17 protein-coding genes are annotated in these 20,408 nt (G+C 59.9%); 9 read left to right on the top strand and 8 right to left on the bottom strand.

The window, feature by feature from the left end; translation table 11 throughout:
- Positions 1-145: 145 nt before the first annotated feature.
- Positions 146-853 carry a 3'-5' exonuclease gene (locus AC5SEM_RS23405; RefSeq protein ID WP_077574805.1) on the bottom strand — a complete coding sequence of 236 codons (708 nt, stop codon included), beginning with the start codon at positions 851-853 and terminating at the stop codon, positions 146-148.
- Entirely contained in the window at positions 850-2,784 is a 1,935-nt protein-coding gene (locus AC5SEM_RS23400) for a putative nucleotidyltransferase substrate binding domain-containing protein (RefSeq protein WP_495471373.1), read from the bottom strand. The genes AC5SEM_RS23405 and AC5SEM_RS23400 overlap by 4 nt, the downstream gene beginning before the upstream one ends.
- A gap of 258 nt (positions 2,785-3,042) precedes the next feature.
- On the opposite strand from AC5SEM_RS23400, the gene AC5SEM_RS23395 reads away from it, so the two are divergent.
- Positions 3,043-3,489 carry a response regulator gene (locus AC5SEM_RS23395; RefSeq protein WP_077574803.1) on the top strand — a complete coding sequence of 149 codons (447 nt, stop codon included), beginning with the start codon at positions 3,043-3,045 and terminating at the stop codon, positions 3,487-3,489.
- Between the two features lie 347 nt (positions 3,490-3,836).
- Here AC5SEM_RS23395 and AC5SEM_RS23390 read toward each other — a convergent pair whose 3' ends face one another.
- On the bottom strand, positions 3,837-6,014 hold the full coding sequence (locus tag AC5SEM_RS23390) for a malate synthase G (protein ID WP_495471372.1): 2,178 nt from the start codon (positions 6,012-6,014) through the stop codon (positions 3,837-3,839).
- A 503-nt stretch (positions 6,015-6,517) separates the two neighbouring features.
- Between AC5SEM_RS23390 and AC5SEM_RS23385 the strand changes: the two genes are divergently transcribed.
- A complete protein-coding gene (locus AC5SEM_RS23385) occupies positions 6,518-7,036 on the top strand; it encodes a glycine cleavage system transcriptional repressor (RefSeq protein WP_116028337.1) in 519 nt (172 codons plus the stop codon).
- A 223-nt stretch (positions 7,037-7,259) separates the two neighbouring features.
- Here the strand turns inward: AC5SEM_RS23385 and rarD are convergent, their stop codons facing one another.
- The 5 genes from rarD to AC5SEM_RS23360 all read right to left on the bottom strand — a co-directional run bounded on the left by rarD (position 7,260) and on the right by AC5SEM_RS23360 (position 13,152).
- Positions 7,260-8,147 (bottom strand): EamA family transporter RarD, encoded by an 888-nt coding sequence (gene rarD / locus AC5SEM_RS23380; RefSeq protein WP_495471371.1) that lies wholly within the window; start codon positions 8,145-8,147, stop codon positions 7,260-7,262.
- A 206-nt stretch (positions 8,148-8,353) separates the two neighbouring features.
- A complete protein-coding gene (locus AC5SEM_RS23375) occupies positions 8,354-9,328 on the bottom strand; it encodes a serine/threonine protein kinase (RefSeq protein WP_007910023.1) in 975 nt (324 codons plus the stop codon).
- A 166-nt stretch (positions 9,329-9,494) separates the two neighbouring features.
- A complete protein-coding gene (locus AC5SEM_RS23370) occupies positions 9,495-11,396 on the bottom strand; it encodes a PhoX family protein (RefSeq protein ID WP_454563648.1) in 1,902 nt (633 codons plus the stop codon).
- Positions 11,397-11,466: 70 nt separating this feature from the next.
- Positions 11,467-12,231 carry a TOBE domain-containing protein gene (locus tag AC5SEM_RS23365; RefSeq protein ID WP_077574798.1) on the bottom strand — a complete coding sequence of 255 codons (765 nt, stop codon included), beginning with the start codon at positions 12,229-12,231 and terminating at the stop codon, positions 11,467-11,469.
- Between the two features lie 186 nt (positions 12,232-12,417).
- Complete coding sequence (locus AC5SEM_RS23360) at positions 12,418-13,152, bottom strand: ComFC family protein (RefSeq protein ID WP_495471370.1); 735 nt, start codon at positions 13,150-13,152, stop codon at positions 12,418-12,420.
- Between the two features lie 91 nt (positions 13,153-13,243).
- Between AC5SEM_RS23360 and bioB the strand changes: the two genes are divergently transcribed.
- The 7 genes from bioB to AC5SEM_RS23325 all read left to right on the top strand — a co-directional run bounded on the left by bioB (position 13,244) and on the right by AC5SEM_RS23325 (position 20,312).
- Complete coding sequence (bioB, locus tag AC5SEM_RS23355) at positions 13,244-14,299, top strand: biotin synthase BioB (RefSeq protein WP_038363255.1); 1,056 nt, start codon at positions 13,244-13,246, stop codon at positions 14,297-14,299.
- 146 nt (positions 14,300-14,445) lie between these two features.
- Positions 14,446-15,624 carry an 8-amino-7-oxononanoate synthase gene (gene bioF / locus AC5SEM_RS23350; RefSeq protein WP_212620904.1) on the top strand — a complete coding sequence of 393 codons (1,179 nt, stop codon included), beginning with the start codon at positions 14,446-14,448 and terminating at the stop codon, positions 15,622-15,624.
- Positions 15,617-16,348 carry an alpha/beta fold hydrolase gene (locus AC5SEM_RS23345; protein ID WP_495471369.1) on the top strand — a complete coding sequence of 244 codons (732 nt, stop codon included), beginning with the start codon at positions 15,617-15,619 and terminating at the stop codon, positions 16,346-16,348. The genes bioF and AC5SEM_RS23345 overlap by 8 nt, the downstream gene beginning before the upstream one ends.
- A complete protein-coding gene (bioC, locus tag AC5SEM_RS23340) occupies positions 16,341-17,150 on the top strand; it encodes a malonyl-ACP O-methyltransferase BioC (protein WP_495471368.1) in 810 nt (269 codons plus the stop codon). The genes AC5SEM_RS23345 and bioC overlap by 8 nt, the downstream gene beginning before the upstream one ends.
- Positions 17,147-17,827, top strand: coding sequence for a dethiobiotin synthase (gene bioD / locus AC5SEM_RS23335; RefSeq protein ID WP_368967739.1), 681 nt, complete (start codon positions 17,147-17,149; stop codon positions 17,825-17,827). The genes bioC and bioD overlap by 4 nt, the downstream gene beginning before the upstream one ends.
- Positions 17,828-17,934: 107 nt before the next feature.
- The gene (locus tag AC5SEM_RS23330; RefSeq protein ID WP_495471367.1) at positions 17,935-18,231 is read left to right on the top strand and encodes a pyrroloquinoline quinone biosynthesis protein PqqE; all 297 of its coding nucleotides are present in this window, start codon (positions 17,935-17,937) and stop codon (positions 18,229-18,231) included.
- Between the two features lie 275 nt (positions 18,232-18,506).
- Positions 18,507-20,312 (top strand): phenylacyl-CoA dehydrogenase, encoded by a 1,806-nt coding sequence (locus tag AC5SEM_RS23325; RefSeq protein WP_495471366.1) that lies wholly within the window; start codon positions 18,507-18,509, stop codon positions 20,310-20,312.
- The last annotated feature ends 96 nt before the right edge of the window (positions 20,313-20,408 follow it).

Raw genomic sequence — 20,408 nt, 5'->3', positions numbered from 1 at the left:
CGGGGGATATTCTTGAGGTACACCGACCTGAGCGATCTTTAGTGAATCCATAATCGACTCGATCTTTCAGGTCGATATAAAGCGTCAGACACTTCGGTCGGCTCCCTCTCCCTCTGGGAGAGGGCTGGGGTGAGGGGCTTTTGATTTAGAACGAAGGCGCCTGCTGCCGCCGCTTCCACTGACTCAATCGCTGCTGCAAATTCAACGGACTATGAATCTGCTGCCCCCGCGCCCGGCTGAACAGAATCAACGCCAACTCCGCCGTCGCCAGCGCATCGGCACTCGCGTTATGTCGCTCGAACACTTCCAGCTTGAACCAGTCTATCCACTCATCCAGCCCGGCCTCACGAATCTGCGCCTGCGGACACACCAGCGGTGCAATGTCGGCGACATCGAGAAACACCTGCTGCAACTTGTGCCCCAAATGTTCCTTCAACGCGCGACCGAGCATGTGCTGATCGAACGGCGCATGAAACGCCAATACCGGGCTTTCACCGATAAACTCCAATAACTCCAGCAGCGCCTCGGCCGGCTCACTGCCGGCGGCAATCGCATTCGGCCCCAATCCGTGAATCAACACGCTGGGGCTGAGCTTCAATTCGCGACATTGCAGCGTGCGTTCGAACTGCTGGCTGAAGTCGATCGCGCCGTCCTCGATCACCACCGCGCCAATCGACAGCACACGGTCTTTGCTCAGATTCAGCCCGGTGGTTTCCAGATCCAGCACCACCCAACGTTGTTCGCGCAACGTGCATTCGCGCAGTTCGGTAATCGTCGGCAACTGCGCCAGGCGCTGCTGAAAATCCACCGGCACCACCGCACTCGCCGGGCGCAGCCACGAGAACAGGCTCATAGCTGATACCGCAAGGTCAGGCTGCTTTGCAGGCGCTGGGCCTGGCGCAGGGATTCACGCAGGATGCGCCGGTCGAGGTGATTGAGGCTGTCCGGGTCGACGCGGTTGGAATAGGGCAGGTTCTCCCGCGTCTGCAGTTGATGCTGTTGCATGCGCGTCTGCTGAATGAAGTGATAGGCCTCTTCATACGCCGCGCCATCCAGCCGCTCGATGACTTCTTTCTCGACCAGCTGCCGGAAGCGATCAAGGGTGTTGTTGGCGTCGATGCCGTTGGCCAGCGCGAGCAATCGCGCGCCATCCACGAACGGCGTCAGCCCCTGCACCTTGAGATCCAGCGTGGCTTTCTCGCCGTTCTTGCGCGCCAGCACAAACTCGCGGAAACGCCCCACCGGTGGACGGTTGCGCAGGGCGTTCTCGGCCATCATGCGCTGGAACAAACGGTTGTCGCCAACCTGATCGAGAATGCCTTGGCGCAGTTGTTCACAGCCTTGTTCATCACCCCAGACCACGCGCAGATCAAAGTAGATACTCGAACCCAACAGATTCTCCGGCGTCGCCTCACGAATAAAAGCCGCAAAGCGCCGTGCCCATTCCGCTCGCGACAAACACAGCTCGGGGTTGCCGGCCATGACGTTGCCCTTGCACAGAGTGAAACCGCACAGCGCCAGACTCTGGTTGATCTGCTGGGCGATCGGCAGCAGCTTTCCGCGAATTTCCGCCGCATGTGCTGCGTCTCTCGCATCGAACAAAATGCCGTTGTCCTGATCGGTGTGCAGCGTCTGCTCGCGGCGGCCTTCGCTGCCGAAACACAGCCAGCTGAACGGCACGCCGGGGTCGCCCTTTTCGGCGAGGGTCAATTCGATCACCCGGCACACGGTGTGGTCGTTGAGCAAGGTGATGATGTGGGTGATCTGCGTCGAGGACGCGCCGTGAGCGAGCATGCGTTCGACCAGTTGGCCGATCTCGCCACGCAGGCTCACCAGTTGTTCGACGCGCTGGGCGCTGCGAATCGTCCGCGCCAGATGCACCAGGTCGACCCGTTGCAGGGAAAACAGATCGCGCTCGGAAACCACGCCGCACAGGCGCTGATCCTTGACCAGGCAGACATGCGCGATGTGCCGTTCAGTCATGGCAATCGCTGCATCGAACGCACTGTGATCCGGCGACAGATAAAAGGGCGAAGGCGTCATGTGGCGCTCGATGGCCTCACTGAAATCGCCGATGCCTTCGGCCACGACATGGCGCAAATCGCGCAGGGTGAAAATCCCCAGCGGCGCCTTGTGCTCATCCACGGCGACGATGCTGCCGACCTGCTGCTCGTGCATCAGCTTCACCGCTTCACGCAATGGCGTGTCCGGGCTGCACGTCACCGGGTGCCGCATCGCCAGTTCGCCCAGTCGGGTGTTCAGCGAGTACTGCGTGCCGAGGGTTTCCACGGCTTTCTGCTGCACTTGCTGGTTGACCTGATCGAGCAGGCTGCTGACCCCGCGCAAGGCGAAGTCGCGGAAGGTGCTGGAGAGGGCGAACAGTTTGATGAACGCCAGTTTGTTCAGTTGCAGGCAGAAGGTGTCTTCGCCGGCCAGGTGCTCGGTGCGCGTCGCGCGTTCGCCGAGCAATGCGGCCAGCGGAAAACATTCGCCGGTGGTGATTTCAAACGTGGTCTCGGTGCCGGGTTTGGTGATGTGCTGACGTTCGCCGACCACCCGACCTTGTTTGACGATATAGAAATGTTCGACCGGGCCGTCGGCGGGTTTGATGATGCTCTCGCCCTGGCCGTAGAAACGCAGCTGACATTGCTCCACCAGATAAGCCAGGTGGGCGTGTTCCATCTGATTGAAGGGCGGGAAGCGCTGGAGGAATTGCAGGGTGCCCTGAATGTTCTGCAATACCGCGGTTTTCCCTGCCTGGGTGAAGGCGTCCGCTTTACTCATAACCATTACCGCAGTCTTTTTCGAATTGTTGTTGTCGGATCGTTGCGGCCATGGTCGACCCCTGCGGGCGGGGTGCCCATTGGACGTAAGTCTAGGTTTTGCCACCATTGGCGCGGTTTCGGAGATGCCCTACGCAAACAGTCGGAAATTCCTCGTTCTACCCCCTTGGAAAAAAATCCGACGAAGTGCACATTGAAGCTCTGCCCAGCGATGTCTGACCACTTGCCAAGGGACTGTTTTGAATACTTAGAGAACGCCATGTCCGACCACGATATTTTGAGCGATGCCGAGCGAGAAGCGCTCAGTGCAGTCATGCTCGAACCTGATCTTCCACCTCAGCGTGTATTGATCGTTGATGACGACAAGGACGCCCGGGAGCTGTTGTCGGAGATTCTCGCGTTGGACGGTATTCGTTGCATGACTGCTGCCAGTGGTGAAACGGCGCTGAAGATGCTTGAAGAAAAACCTTCGATCGGTCTGGTCATTACCGATCTGCGCATGGGCCATGTCGGTGGTCTTGAGTTGATTCGCCAGGTGCGCGAATCGGTGCGGGCGGCGATGCCGATCATCATTGTCTCGGGCGATGCCGATGTGAAGGATGCGATTGCGGCGATGCATTTGAGCGTGGTGGATTTTTTGCTCAAGCCGATTGATACGGGCAAGTTGTTGGCGTTGGTGAAGCATGAATTGGGGATTGAGCCTTAGAAGCCCCTCACCCTAGCCCTCCCGAAACGTCGGACCGCCCAGAGGGAGAGGGGACTGACCGCGGTGAATATTCGAGGTACACCGACCTGAAATTCCTCAGTCGAACTCCGGTTTTGAAAAACACAAAGATCGGCTCCCTTTCCCCTCTACCCTTGGCAATTCCTGAGCCGAGCTCAGATTCTGAAAAGCATACAGATCTGCTCCCTTTCCCCCTCTACCCCTTGGGGGAGAGGGCTGGGGTGAGGGGGATGGATCTCAAGCCCACCACAAAAATCCAATCCACGACACAAACAAAAAAGCCCTGATCTCTCGATCAGGGCTTTTTCATGTCCGGCATTCAGCGCAAGTTACAGGCCGTTGGCCTTTTTGAACTCGCGACGACGACGGTGCAATACCGGCTCGGTGTAACCGTTCGGCTGTTTGGTGCCTTCGATCACCAGTTCGACCGCCGCCTGGAAGGCGATGTTGCTGTCGAAGTTCGGGGCCAGCGGACGGTACAGCGGGTCGTTGGCGTTCTGACGATCCACCACCGGTGCCATGCGCTTGAGGCTTTCCATCACTTGCGCTTCGGTGACCACGCCGTGGCGCAGCCAATTGGCGATGTGCTGGCTGGAGATACGCAGCGTGGCACGGTCTTCCATCAGGCCGACGTCGTTGATGTCCGGCACTTTCGAGCAGCCGACACCCTGGTCGATCCAGCGCACTACGTAACCGAGAATGCCCTGGGCATTGTTGTCCAGTTCGTTCTTGATCTGCTCTGGCGTCCAGTTCGGGTTGACCGCCAACGGGATGGTCAGAATATCGTCCACCGAAGCGCGAGCGCGTTTGGCCAGTTCGGCCTGACGGGCGAACACATCGACCTTGTGATAATGCAGCGCGTGCAGCGCAGCGGCGGTCGGCGATGGAACCCAAGCGGTGTTGGCGCCGGCCAATGGGTGAGCGATTTTCTGCTCAAGCATCGCCGCCATCAGATCCGGCATTGCCCACATACCTTTACCGATTTGCGCACGACCCTGCAGGCCGGTGCTCAGACCGATATCGACGTTCCAGTTCTCGTAGGCGCCGATCCACTTCTCAGCCTTCATGTCAGCCTTGCGCACAACCGGTCCGGCTTCCATGGAGGTGTGGATTTCGTCGCCGGTGCGGTCGAGGAAACCGGTATTGATGAACACCACGCGCTCGCTGGCTGCCTTGATGCAGGCCTTGAGGTTGACCGTGGTACGGCGCTCCTCGTCCATGATCCCGACTTTCAGAGTGTTGCGCGTAAGGCCCAGCACGTCTTCGATGCGGCCGAACAGCTCGTTGGTGAACGCTGCTTCTTCCGGACCGTGCATCTTCGGCTTAACGATGTAGACCGAACCGGTGCGGGTGTTGCGGCGCGAGGTGTTGCCGTTGAGGTTGTGCATCGCCGCGAGGCAAGTGACCAGACCGTCGAGAATGCCTTCCGGCACTTCGTTACCGTCTTTGTCGAGGATCGCGTCGATGGTCATCAGGTGACCCACGTTACGCACGAACAACAGCGAACGACCGTGCAAAGTCACTTCACCGCCATTCGGCGCGGCGTAGGTGCGATCCGGGTTCATGGTGCGGGTGAAGGTCTGACCGCCCTTGGACACGGATTCCGTCAGGTCGCCCTTCATCAGGCCGAGCCAGTTGCGGTAGATCACCACTTTGTCGTCGGCATCGACGGCAGCCACGGAGTCTTCGCAGTCCATGATGGTGGTCAGTGCCGCTTCCATCAGGATGTCTTTGACGCCGGCAGCATCGGTCTGGCCGACCGGGGTGCTGGCGTCGACCTGGATTTCGAAATGCAGACCGTTGTGTTTCAGCAGGATCGCGATTGGCGCGTTGGCGTCGCCCTGGAAACCGATCAGCTGAGCGTCATCGCGCAGGCCAGTGTTGCTGCCGCCCTTGAGGGTGACCAGCAATTTACCGTCAGCGATCTTGTAGCCGGTCGAATCGACGTGGGAGCCAGCCGCCAATGGCGCAGCTTCATCGAGGAACGCACGGGCGAAGGCGATGACTTTGTCGCCACGCACCTTGTTGTAGCCTTTGCCTTTTTCTGCGCCACCGTCTTCGCTGATCGCGTCGGTGCCGTAGAGGGCGTCGTACAGCGAACCCCAGCGGGCGTTCGAAGCATTGAGAGCGAAGCGGGCGTTCATCACCGGCACAACGAGTTGCGGGCCGGCGGTACGGGCGATTTCATCATCGACGTTTTGTGTCGTTGCCTGGAAATCAGCCGCTTCTGGCAGCAGATAACCGATTTCTTGCAGGAAGGCTTTATAGGCCACGGCGTCGTGCGCCTGACCGTTGCGTTCCTGGTGCCAGGCATCGATACGAGCCTGAAAGTCATCGCGTTTGGCGAGTAGGGCTTTGTTCTTCGGCGCCAGGTCATGAATGACCTTGTCGGCACCTTCCCAGAATTTTTCGGCGGTGAGGCCGGTACCGGGAATGGCTTCGTTGTTCACGAAGTCGAACAGGACTTTGGCGACCTGCAGGCCACCGACTTGAACGTGTTCAGTCATTGCTTGCCTCACTCTGCTCAGCTATTTCGCTTTTCAGCTCTTCAATTTGACAATGAAGCCTCTGGCCATTTAAACCACAAACCTGCCGACCAGTACATGCCATTGCGGGCGGCTGGGCTGGGACCAATCAAAGGCTTGGGGCCTTGCTGACGGGGCTTTCAGGGTTGCGAACAGGCCTTGGGCAGACATCGATCCGGCGTTATGTAGTGCGCGCTGCGGCATACTACATGATGAGTTGCGCTTGTGAAAATCAGACTAATTACGTCGTTCTGCGACCTCATGTCGCATTGCGGTCACATCGCGGAACGGGATGTTCTCAAAAAACCATTGGATTGTTCCAGCTAAATATAAAAAGTTGTACACATAAATGCTATTTGGCTGCTATGGCAGCGGTTTATGTGGGAGCGAGCCTGCTCGCGAAAGCGTCGGTCGACTCAACGCAAAATCGACTCTTGCCTATACTTCCCCTTCTATAACAAAAGTCATGACAAGAGGGCTGCGCCATGGACCATCTCGTACTCACTGTTTTCGCCCCGGACAAGCCCGGACAGGTCGAGCGCATCGCCCAATGCATCGCCGAGCACGGCGGTAACTGGCTGGAAAGCCGCATGTCGCGGATGGCCGGGCAATTCGCCGGGATTCTTCGGGTGGGCGTGCCGGCGGAGGCTTACGACGAATTAGTCGATTCCTTACAAGCACTGTCGACGCATGGCATCCGCGTATTGATTGCCGAGAGTGGCATCGAGCAATCCTGCACGTGGAAGCCGATCTCCATGGAGTTGGTGGGCAATGATCGGCCCGGCATCGTCCGCGACATCACACGGCTTTTGAGCGAGCAGGGCGTCAATCTTGAGCGGCTGGTTACCGAAGTGCGCCCGGCACCGATGAGCAGTGAACCGCTGTTTCACGCCGAGGCGATTCTGGCGGTGCCGCTGACCTTGTCGCTCGACGTTTTGCAGTCGCGTCTGGAAACCCTGGCGGATGATCTGATGGTGGAACTGGTGTTACGCACAGACGTTTAAGCGCTGATCGGGTTATCCAGTTTTAACGTGCACCTGCCTGTGGATAACCTGTAGAGACCGGGCGCAGCGTCAAGCCGGCCGGGGCTTGCGCGGAACTGATCAAAAAACCGCCAACATTCAGTGACTTGCACACAAACGGCGGGGATCACGCTGTGGATAACCTTGGGAAGGAACGATGCAGGCCACGAGAACCGTGGCCTGCGAGGGTTTGTGCGTTTTTTGATCAGCTGCGCCGACGCAAACTGATCACCGCATCGACGCTGTAAACGGCCAGACCGGCCCAGATGAAGATAAACGCGACTAACGTGCTCGACGACAAGTGCTCGCCGAACAGCAGTACGGCTTGCAACAGCACCAGGGTCGGCGCCAGGTATTGCAGGAAGCCGATCGTGGTGTACGGCAAGTGACGCGTGGCGGCGTTGAAGCACACCAGTGGGATCAACGTCACCGGCCCGGCCGCTACTAGCCACCAGGCTTGGGACGTAGTCCAGAACTCAGGTTGCGCACTGGTCGCGGTCTGGTTGAAAAGCAGCCAGGCAATCGCGATCGGCACCAGCATCCAGGTTTCCACCACCAGCCCCGGCAACGCCTTGACCGGCGCCTGTTTGCGGATCAGACCGTAGAAGCCGAACGTCAGCGCCAGCACCAGCGACACCCACGGCAGACTGCCGACCTGCCACACCTGTTGCGCGACACCGACCGCCGCCAGACCGACCGCAATCCACTGCATCCGCCGCAAGCGTTCGCCGAGAATCAACATGCCCAACAGCACGTTGACCAACGGGTTGATGTAGTAACCGAGGCTCGCTTCCAGCATGCGTCCGTTGTTCACCGACCAGACGTAGGTCAGCCAGTTGGCCGCGATCAGTGTGCCGCTCAGGGCCAGAATCGCCAGGCGTTTGGGGTTGTCGAGCAACTCGCGCCACCAGCCCGGGTGTTTCCACACCATCAGCAACAGTGCGCCAAACAGCGCCGACCACAGCACCCGATGGATGATGATCTCGACGGCCGGCACTTCGGCGATGGCTTTGAAGTAGATCGGGAACAGGCCCCAGATGATGTAGGCACTCAGGCCCAGAATGTACCCGCGACGCGGGTTGGCGGCTTGCATGCAGAATCCTTGCTTAGGCAGCTAACAAAGGAGGGATTGTAAGGAGATTTGTCTACGAATGCCGTAGCGCAATGGTCGGGAAATTGTGAACACCGAGCAAATGTAGGAGTGAGCCTGCTCGCGATCGCGGTCTGACATTTAACATTTACGTCGACTGACAAAGCGCTATCGCGAGCAGGCTCACTCCTACAAGGGGGAGGTGGTGATCAGAAAAGTTTCAGTGGCTCTTCATTCAGCGCGGACAGTTGCTCACGCAACGCCAGCACCTGATCGCCCCAATAACGTTCGGTGCCGAACCACGGAAAGCTGTGCGGGAACGCCGGGTCATCCCAACGCCGCGCCAGCCAGGCGCTGTAGTGCATCAGGCGCAAGGCGCGCAGCGGTTCGATCAGCGCCAGTTCGCGCGGGTCGAAATCGTGGAACTCGTTGTAGCCATCCATCAATTCCGACAACTGCCCGAGACATTCCTGGCGGTCGCCGGCGAGCATCATCCAGATGTCCTGCACCGCCGGGCCCATGCGGCAGTCGTCGAGGTCGACGATGTGGAACATTTCGTCGCGGCACATCATGTTGCCGGGGTGGCAATCGCCGTGCATGCGGATGTTCTGGTGCGGCGTGTTGGCGTAGGCATCTTCCACGCGCTTGAGCAGGTCGCGGGCGACAGACTCGTAGGCCGGCAGCAGGCTTTTCGGAATGAAGTTGCCTTCGAGCAAGGTGTTCAGCGAGGCGTGGCCGAAGTTCTGCACGGCGAGGGCTTCACGGTGTTCGAACGGCTTGGTCGCACCGACCGCGTGAATCCGCCCGAGCAACTGGCCGAGGCGATACAGCTGATCGAGATTGCCCGGCTCCGGCGCCCGACCGCCGCGACGCGGGAACAGCGTGAAGCGGAAACCGGCATGCTCGTGCAGGGTTTCGCCGTTGTGGATCAGCGGCGCCACCACCGGGATGTCGACGTCGGCCAGTTCGAAGGTGAACTTGTGTTCTTCGAGGATGGCTTCGTTGGTCCAGCGTTGTGGACGATAGAACTTGGCGATCAGCGGTTCGGAGTCTTCGATGCCGACCTGATAGACGCGGTTTTCGTAGCTGTTGAGCGCCAGAATGCGCGCATCACTCAGGAAGCCGATGCTTTCAACGGCATCGAGGACGAGGTCGGGGGTGAGGGTTTCAAACGGGTGGGCCATGCTGACTCCTGCGCGCAGCAGGCTGCCGCGTCCGGCCCAGCATGGTAGCGCAGATGGCAGACCCTTAGGGGTTTGGTGTCTGTGCTGACGCTATCGCGAGCAGGCTCACTCCTACAGGGGATCGCATTCCCAATGTGGGAGCGAGCCTGCTCGCGAAAGCGCTTTATCAGGCGCCGACGACCCCGCCATCCTCCCGAGTAATTGCCATCACCGACGACCGCGGCTTGCCATTCGGCAAATGCTCAGGGAAGGTCGAACCGCCGTTCTCGCCCGGATGCTGAATCCCGACAAACAGGGTTTTCTGATCCGGCGAGAAGCTGATCCCCGTGACCTCACAACCAATCGGCCCGACCATGAACCGACGAATCTCACCGGTCTTCGGATCTGCACAGAGCATCTGGTTATTGCCCATCCCGGCAAAATCCCCGGCATTGCTCGAGTCACCATCAGTGAGAATCCACAAACGCCCAGCCTTGTCGAAGCCCAAACCATCGGGGCTGTTGAACATGTTCTGCGGGGTGATGTTCTTCGAGCCACCCTTCGGTGTCCCGGCATGCACACCCGGGTTGCCGGCGACCACAAACAGATCCCAGGCAAATGTCTTCGAAGCGTGATCGTCGCGGTCGGTGCGCCAGCGCAGGATCTGCCCGTAAACGTTTTTCTCGCGCGGGTTCGGCCCGCCCACCGGCTGGCCGTCCTCGCCGCGCTTGGCATTGTTGGTCAGGGTGCAATAGACCTGGCCGTCCTTCGGACTGACGACGATCCATTCCGGGCGGTCCATGCGCGTCGCGCCGACGACACTGGCGGCGAGGCGTGCGTGGATCAGCACTTCGGCCTGATCGGCGAAACCGCTGCTGGCGTCGATGCCGTTTTTGCCGTGGGTCAGCTCGATCCACTGGCCTTGGCCTTTCGGGTGATCGGGGTTGCCGTCGCCGGCATCGAACTTGGCCACGTACAAGGTGCCGTGGTCGAGGATGTCGCGGTTGGCCTTGGCGTTGCGGTGGTTGATGCGGTCGCGGCTGACGAATTTGTAGATGAATTCGCCACGCTCGTCGTCGCCCATGTACACCACGGCGCGACCGTCGTCGGTCTCGGCCAGTGCGGCGTTTTCATGCTTGAAGCGGCCCAGCGCGGTGCGTTTGACCGGGGTCGATTGCGGATCGAACGGATCGATCTCGACCACCCAGCCGTGACGGTTGAGTTCGTTGGGGTTCTTGGCCATGTCGAAGCGCGGGTCGTACGGGTGCCAGTTGATTTCGCGGCTGGCGACCGAGACGCCGTAGCGCTTTTGCGCCGGGTCGAACTGCTGCTGGGCATTGCTGCTGCCGAAGCAGTCGGTGAAGTTTTCTTCACAGGTCAGATAGGTACCCCACGGCGTTTTACCGTTGGCGCAGTTCTGGAACGTGCCGAGGACTTTCTTGCCGTGTTTGTCGGCGGCGGTTTTCATCAAGTCGTGACCGGCCGCTGGACCGCTGATGCGCAGCGGCGAGTTGCCGTGAATACGGCGGTTGTAGCGCGAGCCCTGAACGAACTGCCACTGACCGTTTTTGCGCTGCACTTCAATCACCGACACGCCTTCGCAGGCCAGTGCCTTGCGCACGTCTTCGGCCGATTGCGGCATGCCGCCGTGCGGGTAGAGGTAGCGGTAGTTGGTGTATTCGTTGTTGATCGCCATCAACGCGCGGTTGCGGTCGTCGGGGAAGGCAAACAGGCTCATGCCGTCGTTGTTGTCGCCGAATTGCACTTCCTGTGCGGCGGCGGTGCCGTTGCCGCTCGGGTCGAAGGCCGGACCGTTTTTCTGCAATGGCTGGCCCCAACTGATCAACACCGAAGACTTGTAGCCCTTTGGCAGCGTGATGACGTCGGTGGTCGCAGCGGGAATGCTCTCGAAACCGAGCAGGCGGCTATTGCCGGCGCTGACACCGGTGGCCAGTGCGCTGCGGCTCAACAGACTACCGCCGAGGAACATCGCTGCACCGCACAGCGCACCGGCGCCGATGAAACCACGACGGCTGAGGCCGACCATTTTTTCCAGGTCAGTGGATTGGTTTTCTTCTAATAGGCTCACATCAGGCTCCCTGCTTGGTTTTGGCAGCTACCTTAATGAGCGTCGATGACGCTTTCGTTGCAGCGCCGGATTACAGCGGCGTGCCGATCAGCACATTGGACGGCGAAAACTGCACCTGCACCGGTTGTTCGACCGTCAGCCCGCGAGTGCGCAAATCGAGTGGCTCAGCCAGAGCGCAGAGGGTATGGCCGTTGGGCAGGGTAATCCGCACTTCACTCGGGCCGTCCTCGGCGTCGAGAATCGCTTCGATGGTGCCTTTGAGAAGATTGTGACCAGACGTTGCAGATTGCTCGCTGCCGAGCAATTCCAGCCAGCCGGCCTTGATCAACGCGACCACTTCGGTGCCGGCTTGCAGCTCCAGATGCACGGTGCTGTCGTGGGTAATCTGGGCGTCGAGGCACAACCCTTCGGCCAGTTCGAGGCGGATCAGGTCATTGCGCCCCTGCGCCTCGATCGCTACGACTTTGCCGTGCAACTGATTGCGTGCACTGGTTCTGAGCATCAAGCGACCGAGCAGGTCCAGGTCGCTGGCGTCTTCTGCTGCTTCCAACACTTGCGCCTGCAAGGCCTGGAGTTTTTGGTACAGGCGCAAAACGCGCTCGCCTTCGCTGGAGAGTTTCGCGCCGCCGCCGCCCTTGCCACCGACGGCGCGCTCGACCAATGGTTTTTGCGCGAGGTTGTTCAGCTCATCAATGGCGTCCCACGCCGCTTTGTAGCTCAGGCCTGCGCTCTTCGCCGCGCGGGTGATCGAGCCCTGTTCGGCAATGTGTTGCAGCAAAGCGATGCGCTGCGGACGGCGGACGATGTGCTGGGACAACAGGGAAGGCATGGACATGGATGGGGTGCTTTTTTGTGGCGGTGGCGTGGAAGTTGGCCGCTAGCGACGCGAGAGTCAAGTCGAGCCGAGATCCCTTGTAGGCCTTCGCCTGCTCGCGATTGCGGTGGATCAGTCAGCATAAATGTTGGCAATGATGACGCTATCGCGAGCAGGCTCACTCCTACAGGGGGGGGGGTGTTGGCTTCAGCTTCCGGGTTTTGGCGTGCGCGCCAGACAATAGACATCGACCCGGGCGGCGCCAGCGTTTATCAGCAACCGGGCGAGAGCCTGTGCAGTAGCGCCAGTGGTCAAGACGTCGTCAACCAGCGCGAAATTTCGGTCTTTTATCTGCGCATCCGGCATGAGGTTGAAAGCATTACGCAGATTGCGTTTACGCGCCTTGGCGTCGAGATCCTGCTGTGCGTCGGTCTCCTTGACTCGCCGCAGAACCTGTTCTTCGCACGGCAGATTCAGCGACTGACTCAACCAGCGCGCCAACATCGCAGCCTGATTGAATCCCCGTTGGCGCAGACGTTTACCCGCTAGCGGTACCGGCAACAACGCATCGGGCCTTGGCAAACCCTCATCGAAGCGATGTTGCAGGTATTGCCCGAGAACGTCGGCGAGCAGGTGGCCAAACGGCCATTTCGCGTTGTGTTTAAAGCGCGTAATCAAACTGTCGACCGGGAAGCCATACAGCCACGGCACCACCACCTGTTCGAACGCCGGCGGCTCTAGCAGGCAGTCACCGCAGGTCAGGCCCGCTGTGGATAACGGCAAAGCGCAGGTGATGCACTGCTCGCCGAGCCATGGCAGATCGGTTTCGCAGGCCACGCAGATTGGCATTTCTGCGTCTGCCGGCTCATCGCAAAGCAAGCAGATTTGTACATTATTTAAACAGATGTAAACCTGTCCTTCGTATCGTGGTTGACAGCGCATGACTCTTCCTTAAATATGCCGAACATCCGTGTCGCGCCTGTGGGTATTCCGTTCCCGCAGCCGCCAGCCAAGCATAACCAAGGAACTACCCATGAGCGCGAGCACCACCGCCACCCTGCGTCACGACTGGTCTCTGGCCGAAGTCAGAGCACTCTTCGTACAGCCTTTCAACGACTTGCTGTTCCAGGCGCAAACGGTGCATCGCGCACATTTCAACGCCAACCGCGTGCAGGTTTCGACCCTGCTGTCGATCAAGACCGGCGCCTGCCCGGAAGACTGCAAGTACTGCCCGCAGTCCGGTCACTACAACACCGGCCTTGAAAAAGAAAAGCTGATGGAAGTGCAGAAAGTCCTCGAAGAGGCTGCCCGCGCCAAGGCTATCGGCTCGACACGGTTCTGCATGGGCGCGGCGTGGAAGCACCCGTCGGCGAAAGACATGCCGTACGTGCTGAAGATGGTTGAAGGCGTGAAAGCCATGGGCCTGGAAACCTGCATGACCCTGGGGCGTCTCGACCAGGATCAGACCGAAGCGCTGGCCAAGGCCGGCCTCGATTACTACAACCACAACCTCGACACCTCGCCCGAGTTCTACGGCAGCATCATCACCACCCGTACTTACAGCGAGCGCCTGCAAACCCTGGCCTACGTGCGTGAGTCGGGGATGAAGATCTGCTCCGGCGGCATTCTCGGCATGGGCGAGTCTCTGGATGATCGCGCCAATCTGCTGATCCAGTTGGCCAACCTGCCGGAGCATCCGGAATCGGTGCCGATCAACATGCTGGTGAAGGTCGCGGGTACGCCTTTGGAAAACGCCGAAGACGTCGACCCGTTCGACTTCATCCGCATGCTCGCCGTGGCGCGCATTCTCATGCCGCAATCCCACGTGCGCCTGTCCGCTGGCCGCGAAGCGATGAACGAGCAGATGCAGGCCCTCGCATTCTTCGCCGGTGCCAACTCGATTTTCTACGGCGACAAACTGCTGACCACCGCCAACCCGCAGGCCGACAAGGACATGCAACTGTTTGCGCGTCTGGGCATCCAGCCGGAAGCCCGTGAAGAGCATTCCGATGAGGTGCACCAGGCCGCAATCGAACAGGCGCTGGTGGAGCAGAAGAGCAGCGAGCAGTTCTATAACGCCGCCGTCTAACCGCAACTTGAAATGCAAAACCTTGTAGGAGTGAGCCTGCTCGCGAAAGCGGTCTGACATTCACCAACGATGTCGACTGATACACCGCCATCGCGAGCAGGCTCGCTCCCACATGGGATCTGTGTCACTTGAAAGTCGAGGCCTGCATGTCTTTCGATCTCGCCGCACGCCTTGCTGCCCGTCGTGCCGAAAACCTCTATCGCCAGCGCCCGCTGCTCGAGTCCCCGCAGGGGCCTGAAGTGGTGGTCGACGGCAAACCGCTGCTCGCGTTCTGCAACAACGATTACCTCGGTCTGGCCAATCATCCGCAGGTCATCGAAGCCTGGCGCGCCGGTGCTGAACGCTGGGGCGTCGGTGGCGGTGCATCGCATCTGGTGATCGGCCACAGCGGCCCGCATCACGCACTGGAAGAAGCATTGGCCGACCTCACCGGTCGCCCGCGTGCGTTGCTGTTCACCACCGGTTACATGGCCAATCTCGGCGCGGTCACTGCGCTGGTGGGGCAGGGCGATACGGTGCTGGAAGACCGCCTCAATCACGCTTCGTTATTGGACGCGGGCCTGTTGTCCGGCGCGCGTTTCAATCGCTATCTGCACAACGACGCGGTGAGTCTGGCCAAACGCCTGGAGAAAGCCACCGGCAATACGTTGGTGGTCACCGACGGTGTGTTCAGCATGGACGGCGACCTCGCGGATCTGCCGGCGCTGGCCCGTGAAGCCAAGGCCAAAGGTGCATGGTTGATGGTTGATGACGCTCACGGTTTCGGGCCGCTCGGTGCGAATGGCGGCGGCATCGTCGAGCATTTCGGTTTGACTCAGGAGGATGTGCCGGTGCTGGTCGGCACCCTCGGCAAAGCGTTCGGCACGGCGGGGGCATTTGTCGCTGGCAGCGAAGAGCTGATCGAAAGCCTGATCCAGTTCGCCCGGCCGTACATCTACACCACCAGCCAGCCACCGGCGCTGGCCTGCGCGACCCTGAAAAGTCTGGAGCTGCTGCGCACTGAACACTGGCGTCGTGAACATCTGCAGACGTTGATTCGCCAGTTCCGCCAGGGCGCCGAGCAGATCGGCCTGGAGCTGATGGACAGCTTTACGCCGATCCAGCCGATCATGATTGGCGATGCCGGGCGCGCGGTGCGGTTGTCGCAGATGTTGCGCGAGCGCGGACTGATGGTCACCGCGATTCGTCCGCCGACCGTGCCTGCCGGCAGCGCTCGCTTGCGCGTAACCCTGACCGCCGCGCACAGCGAGGCGCAGGTGCAGCTATTGTTAGAGGGACTGGCCGATTGCTTTGCCCAACTGTCGTCGGAGCCAAGCCATGCGTGATCGCCTGATTCTGCTGCCCGGCTGGGGCCTCGGCGTGTCGCCGATGGAGCCGCTGGCCGCCGCATTGCAAGGTCTTGATGAGCATCTGAAAGTCGACATCGAGCCGTTGCCGGAACTGGATTTCAGCGACCTGCAGGACTGGCTCGACGAACTTGATGAAAGCATTCCTCAGGACGTCTGGCTGGGTGGCTGGTCGTTGGGCGGCATGCTCGCGTCCGAGCTGGCGGCACGGCGTGGCGAGCGTTGCTGCGGTTTGCTGACGTTGGCGAGCAATCCTTCTTTCGTTGCCCATGAGCAGTGGCCGAACGCGATGCCCGGCGAAACTTTCGACGCGTTTCTTGCCGGTTGCCAGGCCGATCCGCGCACAACTCTCAAACGCTTCTCGCTGCTCTGTGCTCAAGGCGCGCAAGACCCGCGCGGCTTCTCGCGATTGCTGTTGGGCGGCGCGCCGAACACCGCGCCGGCGGCGCTGATGGCGGGACTGGAATTGCTCGCGCAACTGGACACCCGCGAAGCACTGCAAGCATTTCGCGGTCCGCAATTTCATCTGTTCGCCGGACAGGACGCTCTGGTCCCGGCGGAAGCGGCGGGGGCGTTGTTCGCCCTGTTGCCGGATATCGAAATAGGTCTGATCGAACAGGCCTGTCATGCGTTTCTTCTGGAAGACCCCCACGGACTGGCGGGTGCTATCCAGGCTTTTTTACATGAGTGCGGTGATGACTGATTTGTCTCTTGTGCTGCCTGGCGGCTTGCCTGACAAACGCCAGGTCGCAGCCTCTTTCTCCCGCGCGGCGGCCAGTTACGATAGCGTCGCCGAGTTGCAACGTGATGTCGGTACACAGTTGATTGAGCGTTTGCCGCAGGAATTTGTGCCGGCGCGCTGGCTGGATCTGGGCTGCGGCACGGGTTATTTCACCCGGGCGCTGGCCTCGCGTTTTGTTGAAAGCCATGGTCTGGCGCTGGATATCGCTGAAGGCATGCTTGAGCATGCGCGGCCACTGGGCGGTGCCGAGCATTTCATTGCCGGCGACGCGGAGCGTCTGCCGTTGCAGGATTCGACCTGCGACCTGATCTTCTCCAGCCTCGCCGTGCAGTGGTGCGCGGACTTTGATGCAGTGCTCAGCGAAGCCTTTCGCGTGTTGAAACCGGGTGGGATCTTCGCGTTTGCTAGTCTTTGTGTAGGGACGCTGTTTGAGTTGCGCGACAGCTGGCGGCAGGTCGACGGGCTGGTGCATGTCAATCGCTTCCGCGAGTTCGCCCGCTATGAGCATTTGTGTGCGGCCAGTGGTTTGCGCACGCTGAGCCTGGAGAATCAGCCTCATGTGTTGCATTACCCGGATGTGCGCAGTCTCACCCATGAGTTGAAAGCCTTGGGCGCGCACAATCTGAATCCGGGGCGGCCGGGCGGTTTGACCGGGCGGGCACGGATTCTCGGGTTGGTCGAAGCTTACGAGCAGTTCCGTCAGGCGTCGGGGTTGCCGGCGACTTATCAGGTGGTCTACGCCGTGTTGGAGAAACCCGTATGAGCGCAGCCTATTTCATCACCGGAACGGACACTGACGTCGGCAAGACCACCGTTGCCGCAGGGTTGCTGCATGCAGCTCGTTCGGCAGGGCTAAGTACGGCGGCGGGCAAACCGGTGGCGTCCGGGTGCGAAGTGACGCCGAAGGGATTGCGCAATGCCGATGCATTGGCGCTGTTGGCCGAATGTTCGCTGCCGCTGACTTATCAACAGGTCAATCCGGTGGCGTTCGAGCCGGCGATTGCTCCGCATCTGGCGGCGCGTGAAGCGGGTGTGGCATTGACCGTGCAATCGCTGCTGGCGCCGATGCGCGAGATTCTGGCGATGAATGCCGATTTCACTCTGATCGAAGGGGCGGGAGGCTGGCGGGTGCCGTTGGCCGATCAGGATAATCTGTCGGATCTGGCGATTGCCCTGAAGCTGCCGGTCATTCTGGTGGTGGGTGTGCGCCTGGGTTGCATCAGTCATGCCTTGCTGACGGCGGAGGCGATTGCCCGTGATGGCCTGCAATTGGCTGGATGGGTGGCGAATATCATCGATCCGAAGACTTCGCGGCTTGAGGAAAACCTCGCGACGTTGGCCGAGCGAATTCCGGCGCCGTGTCTGGGGCGGGTGCCGAAACTCAAGACCTTGAGTGCAGAGGCGGTGGCCGATCATTTGCAACTGGATCTGCTCGACTAAGCTTTTCTCTATGGGCAGGCACTGTGCCATTAGTGTTTTTGACGGGTGTTTTTCTGGCGCCTCTGCTTCAATGGCGTCATTGATCCTTCCCAAGGATGAGAATCGTTATGGAAATCTCCGGTAACACAGCTTTTTATGCAGGTCTGAGCTCGATTCAGAACGGGCAGAATCGCGTCGATCAGGCTGCCAGCCAGATTGCCAACAACACCATTGAACGTTCGGTCACCAGCCAGTCTTCGGAGGCACAGGTCGATCGTCTGCGTGGTGTCGATCGCAGCCAGCAAATGGACATGGGTAGCGACATGGTTCAGATGGCCCAAGGTAAATTCCAAGTGGAGCTGGGGGTGAAAGTCGCCAAAGCTTCCGACGAAGTGCTGGGTACGATCATCGACACCTTCGCCTGATTTTTTCGTAATCTGCATCTTGAACGCCGCGCCTTGTCGCGGCGTTTTTCGTTGTAAGTCCTTCTCCCTCAACTAATCTTTTTTCAGCGCCCGTGGCTCATTCGAACGCATGGCAGTTTGCTGTGCCCGGCGTTTGAAAGGTGCGATGACGAACGGCAAAAGATCGATGCTTGACAAGATTTCGGCGTAAACGTATGTTTCAAACAACTGTTTGACCGTCACAACAAATCAACACGGTCGTTCATTCCCGGTTACATCAGCAGAGGTTTATCGCTATGCCTGACTACAAGGCCCCCTTGCGTGATATTCGCTTCGTTCGTGACGAACTGCTCGGCTACGAAGCGCACTATCAGAGCCTTCCGGCTTGCGCAGACGCAACTCCGGACATGGTTGACGCCATTCTCGAAGAAGGCGCCAAGTTTTGTGAGCAGGTACTGGCACCGCTGAACCGCGTGGGCGACCTCGAAGGTTGCACCTGGAGCGAGTCCGGCGTGAAAACCCCGACTGGCTTCAAAGAGGCCTACAAGCAATTCGTTGAAGGCGGCTGGCCAAGCCTCGCCCACGACGTCGAGCACGGCGGCCAAGGCCTGCCGGAGTCGCTGGGTCTGGCAGTGAGCGAAATGGTTGGCGAAGCCAACTGGTCGTGGGGCATGTACCCAGGCCTGTCGCACGGCGCGATGAACACCATCTCCGAGCACGGCACCCCTGAGCAGCAAGAAGCCTATCTGACCAAATTGGTTTCCGGCGAATGGACCGGCACCATGTGCCTGACCGAACCGCACTGCGGCACCGACCTGGGCATGCTGCGCACCAAGGCCGAACCTCAGGCTGATGGTTCCTACAAAGTCTCTGGCACCAAGATCTTCATCTCGGCCGGCGAACACGACATGGCCGACAACATCGTCCACATCGTGCTGGCCCGCCTGCCGGACGCACCGGCTGGCACCAAAGGCATCTCGCTGTTCATCGTGCCAAAGTTCATGCCGAATGCTGATGGCAGCGTCGGTACACGCAACGCAGTAAGCTGCGGTTCGCTGGAACACAAGATGGGCATTCACGGCAACGCCACCTGCGTGATGAACTTCGACGGCGCCACCGGTTTCCTGATCGGCCCGGCGAACAAAGGCCTGAACTGCATGTTCACCTTTATGAACACCGCACGTCTGGGCACCGCGCTGCAAGGTCTGGCCCACGCCGAAATCGGTTTCCAGGGTGGCCTGAAATACGCTCGCGATCGTCTGCAAATGCGCTCCCTGACTGGCCCGAAAGCGCCGGACAAAGCCGCTGACCCGATCATCGTGCACCCGGATGTACGCCGCATGCTGTTGACCATGAAGGCGTTCGCCGAAGGCAACCGTGCGATGGTGTACTTCACCGCCAAACAGGTCGACATCGTCAAATACGGCGTCGATGAAGAAGAGAAAAAGAAAGCTGACGCACTGCTGGCCTTCATGACGCCGATCGCCAAGGCGTTCATGACCGAAGTCGGTTTCGAGTCTGCTAACCACGGCGTACAGATCTACGGCGGCCACGGCTTCATCGCCGAGTGGGGCATGGAGCAGAACGTTCGCGACAGCCGCATTTCGATGCTGTACGAAGGCACCACCGGTATCCAGGCACTCGACCTGCTGGGCCGTAAAGTGCTGATGACGCAAGGCGAAGCTCTGAAGGGCTTCACCAAGATCGTCCACAAGTTCTGCCAGAACAACGAAGGCAACGAAGCCGTTGCAGAGTTCGTCGCACCGCTGGCGGCAATCAACAAGGAATGGGGCGAGCTGACCATGAAGGTCGGTATGGCCGCCATGAAAGACCGCGAAGAAGTCGGCGCGGCCTCCGTGGACTACCTGATGTACTCCGGTTATGCCTGCCTGGCGTACTTCTGGGCCGACATGGCTCGTGTAGCAGCCGAGAAGCTGGCAGAAGGCACCGGCGACGCAGCGTTCTATACCGCCAAGCTGCAAACCGCGCGCTTCTACTTCCAGCGCATCCTGCCGCGTACCCGTACGCACGTGGCCACCATGCTGTCGGGCGCCAACAACCTGATGGACATGAAAGAAGAAGACTTCGCACTGGGCTACTAAGCCTTAACGCAGTCTCCTGAAAACCGCTGCTCCCGTTAGGGGGTAGCGGTTTTTTTGTTGGTGAACAGTTCAGATAGTCGGGCTACCGGCCGTTAA

It is taken from the genome of Pseudomonas sp. CH61 (assembly GCF_059429415.1).
This window is presented reverse-complemented; position numbering and strand designations above follow the sequence as displayed.

Coding starts and splice junctions, on each gene's coding strand:
- AC5SEM_RS23390 (WP_495471372.1), bottom strand. CDS start 6,014: ATGACTGAACACGTTCAAGTCGGTGGCCTGCAGGTCGCCAAAGTCCTG.
- AC5SEM_RS23365 (WP_077574798.1), bottom strand. CDS start 12,231: ATGTCCATGCCTTCCCTGTTGTCCCAGCACATCGTCCGCCGTCCGCAG.
- bioD (WP_368967739.1), top strand. CDS start 17,147: ATGAGCGCAGCCTATTTCATCACCGGAACGGACACTGACGTCGGCAAG.
- AC5SEM_RS23395 (WP_077574803.1), top strand. CDS start 3,043: ATGTCCGACCACGATATTTTGAGCGATGCCGAGCGAGAAGCGCTCAGT.
- AC5SEM_RS23375 (WP_007910023.1), bottom strand. CDS start 9,328: ATGGCCCACCCGTTTGAAACCCTCACCCCCGACCTCGTCCTCGATGCC.
- AC5SEM_RS23385 (WP_116028337.1), top strand. CDS start 6,518: ATGGACCATCTCGTACTCACTGTTTTCGCCCCGGACAAGCCCGGACAG.
- rarD (WP_495471371.1), bottom strand. CDS start 8,147: ATGCAAGCCGCCAACCCGCGTCGCGGGTACATTCTGGGCCTGAGTGCC.
- AC5SEM_RS23400 (WP_495471373.1), bottom strand. CDS start 2,784: ATGAGTAAAGCGGACGCCTTCACCCAGGCAGGGAAAACCGCGGTATTG.
- bioF (WP_212620904.1), top strand. CDS start 14,446: ATGTCTTTCGATCTCGCCGCACGCCTTGCTGCCCGTCGTGCCGAAAAC.
- bioC (WP_495471368.1), top strand. CDS start 16,341: ATGACTGATTTGTCTCTTGTGCTGCCTGGCGGCTTGCCTGACAAACGC.
- AC5SEM_RS23325 (WP_495471366.1), top strand. CDS start 18,507: ATGCCTGACTACAAGGCCCCCTTGCGTGATATTCGCTTCGTTCGTGAC.
- bioB (WP_038363255.1), top strand. CDS start 13,244: ATGAGCGCGAGCACCACCGCCACCCTGCGTCACGACTGGTCTCTGGCC.
- AC5SEM_RS23405 (WP_077574805.1), bottom strand. CDS start 853: ATGAGCCTGTTCTCGTGGCTGCGCCCGGCGAGTGCGGTGGTGCCGGTG.
- AC5SEM_RS23345 (WP_495471369.1), top strand. CDS start 15,617: ATGCGTGATCGCCTGATTCTGCTGCCCGGCTGGGGCCTCGGCGTGTCG.
- AC5SEM_RS23330 (WP_495471367.1), top strand. CDS start 17,935: ATGGAAATCTCCGGTAACACAGCTTTTTATGCAGGTCTGAGCTCGATT.
- AC5SEM_RS23360 (WP_495471370.1), bottom strand. CDS start 13,152: ATGCGCTGTCAACCACGATACGAAGGACAGGTTTACATCTGTTTAAAT.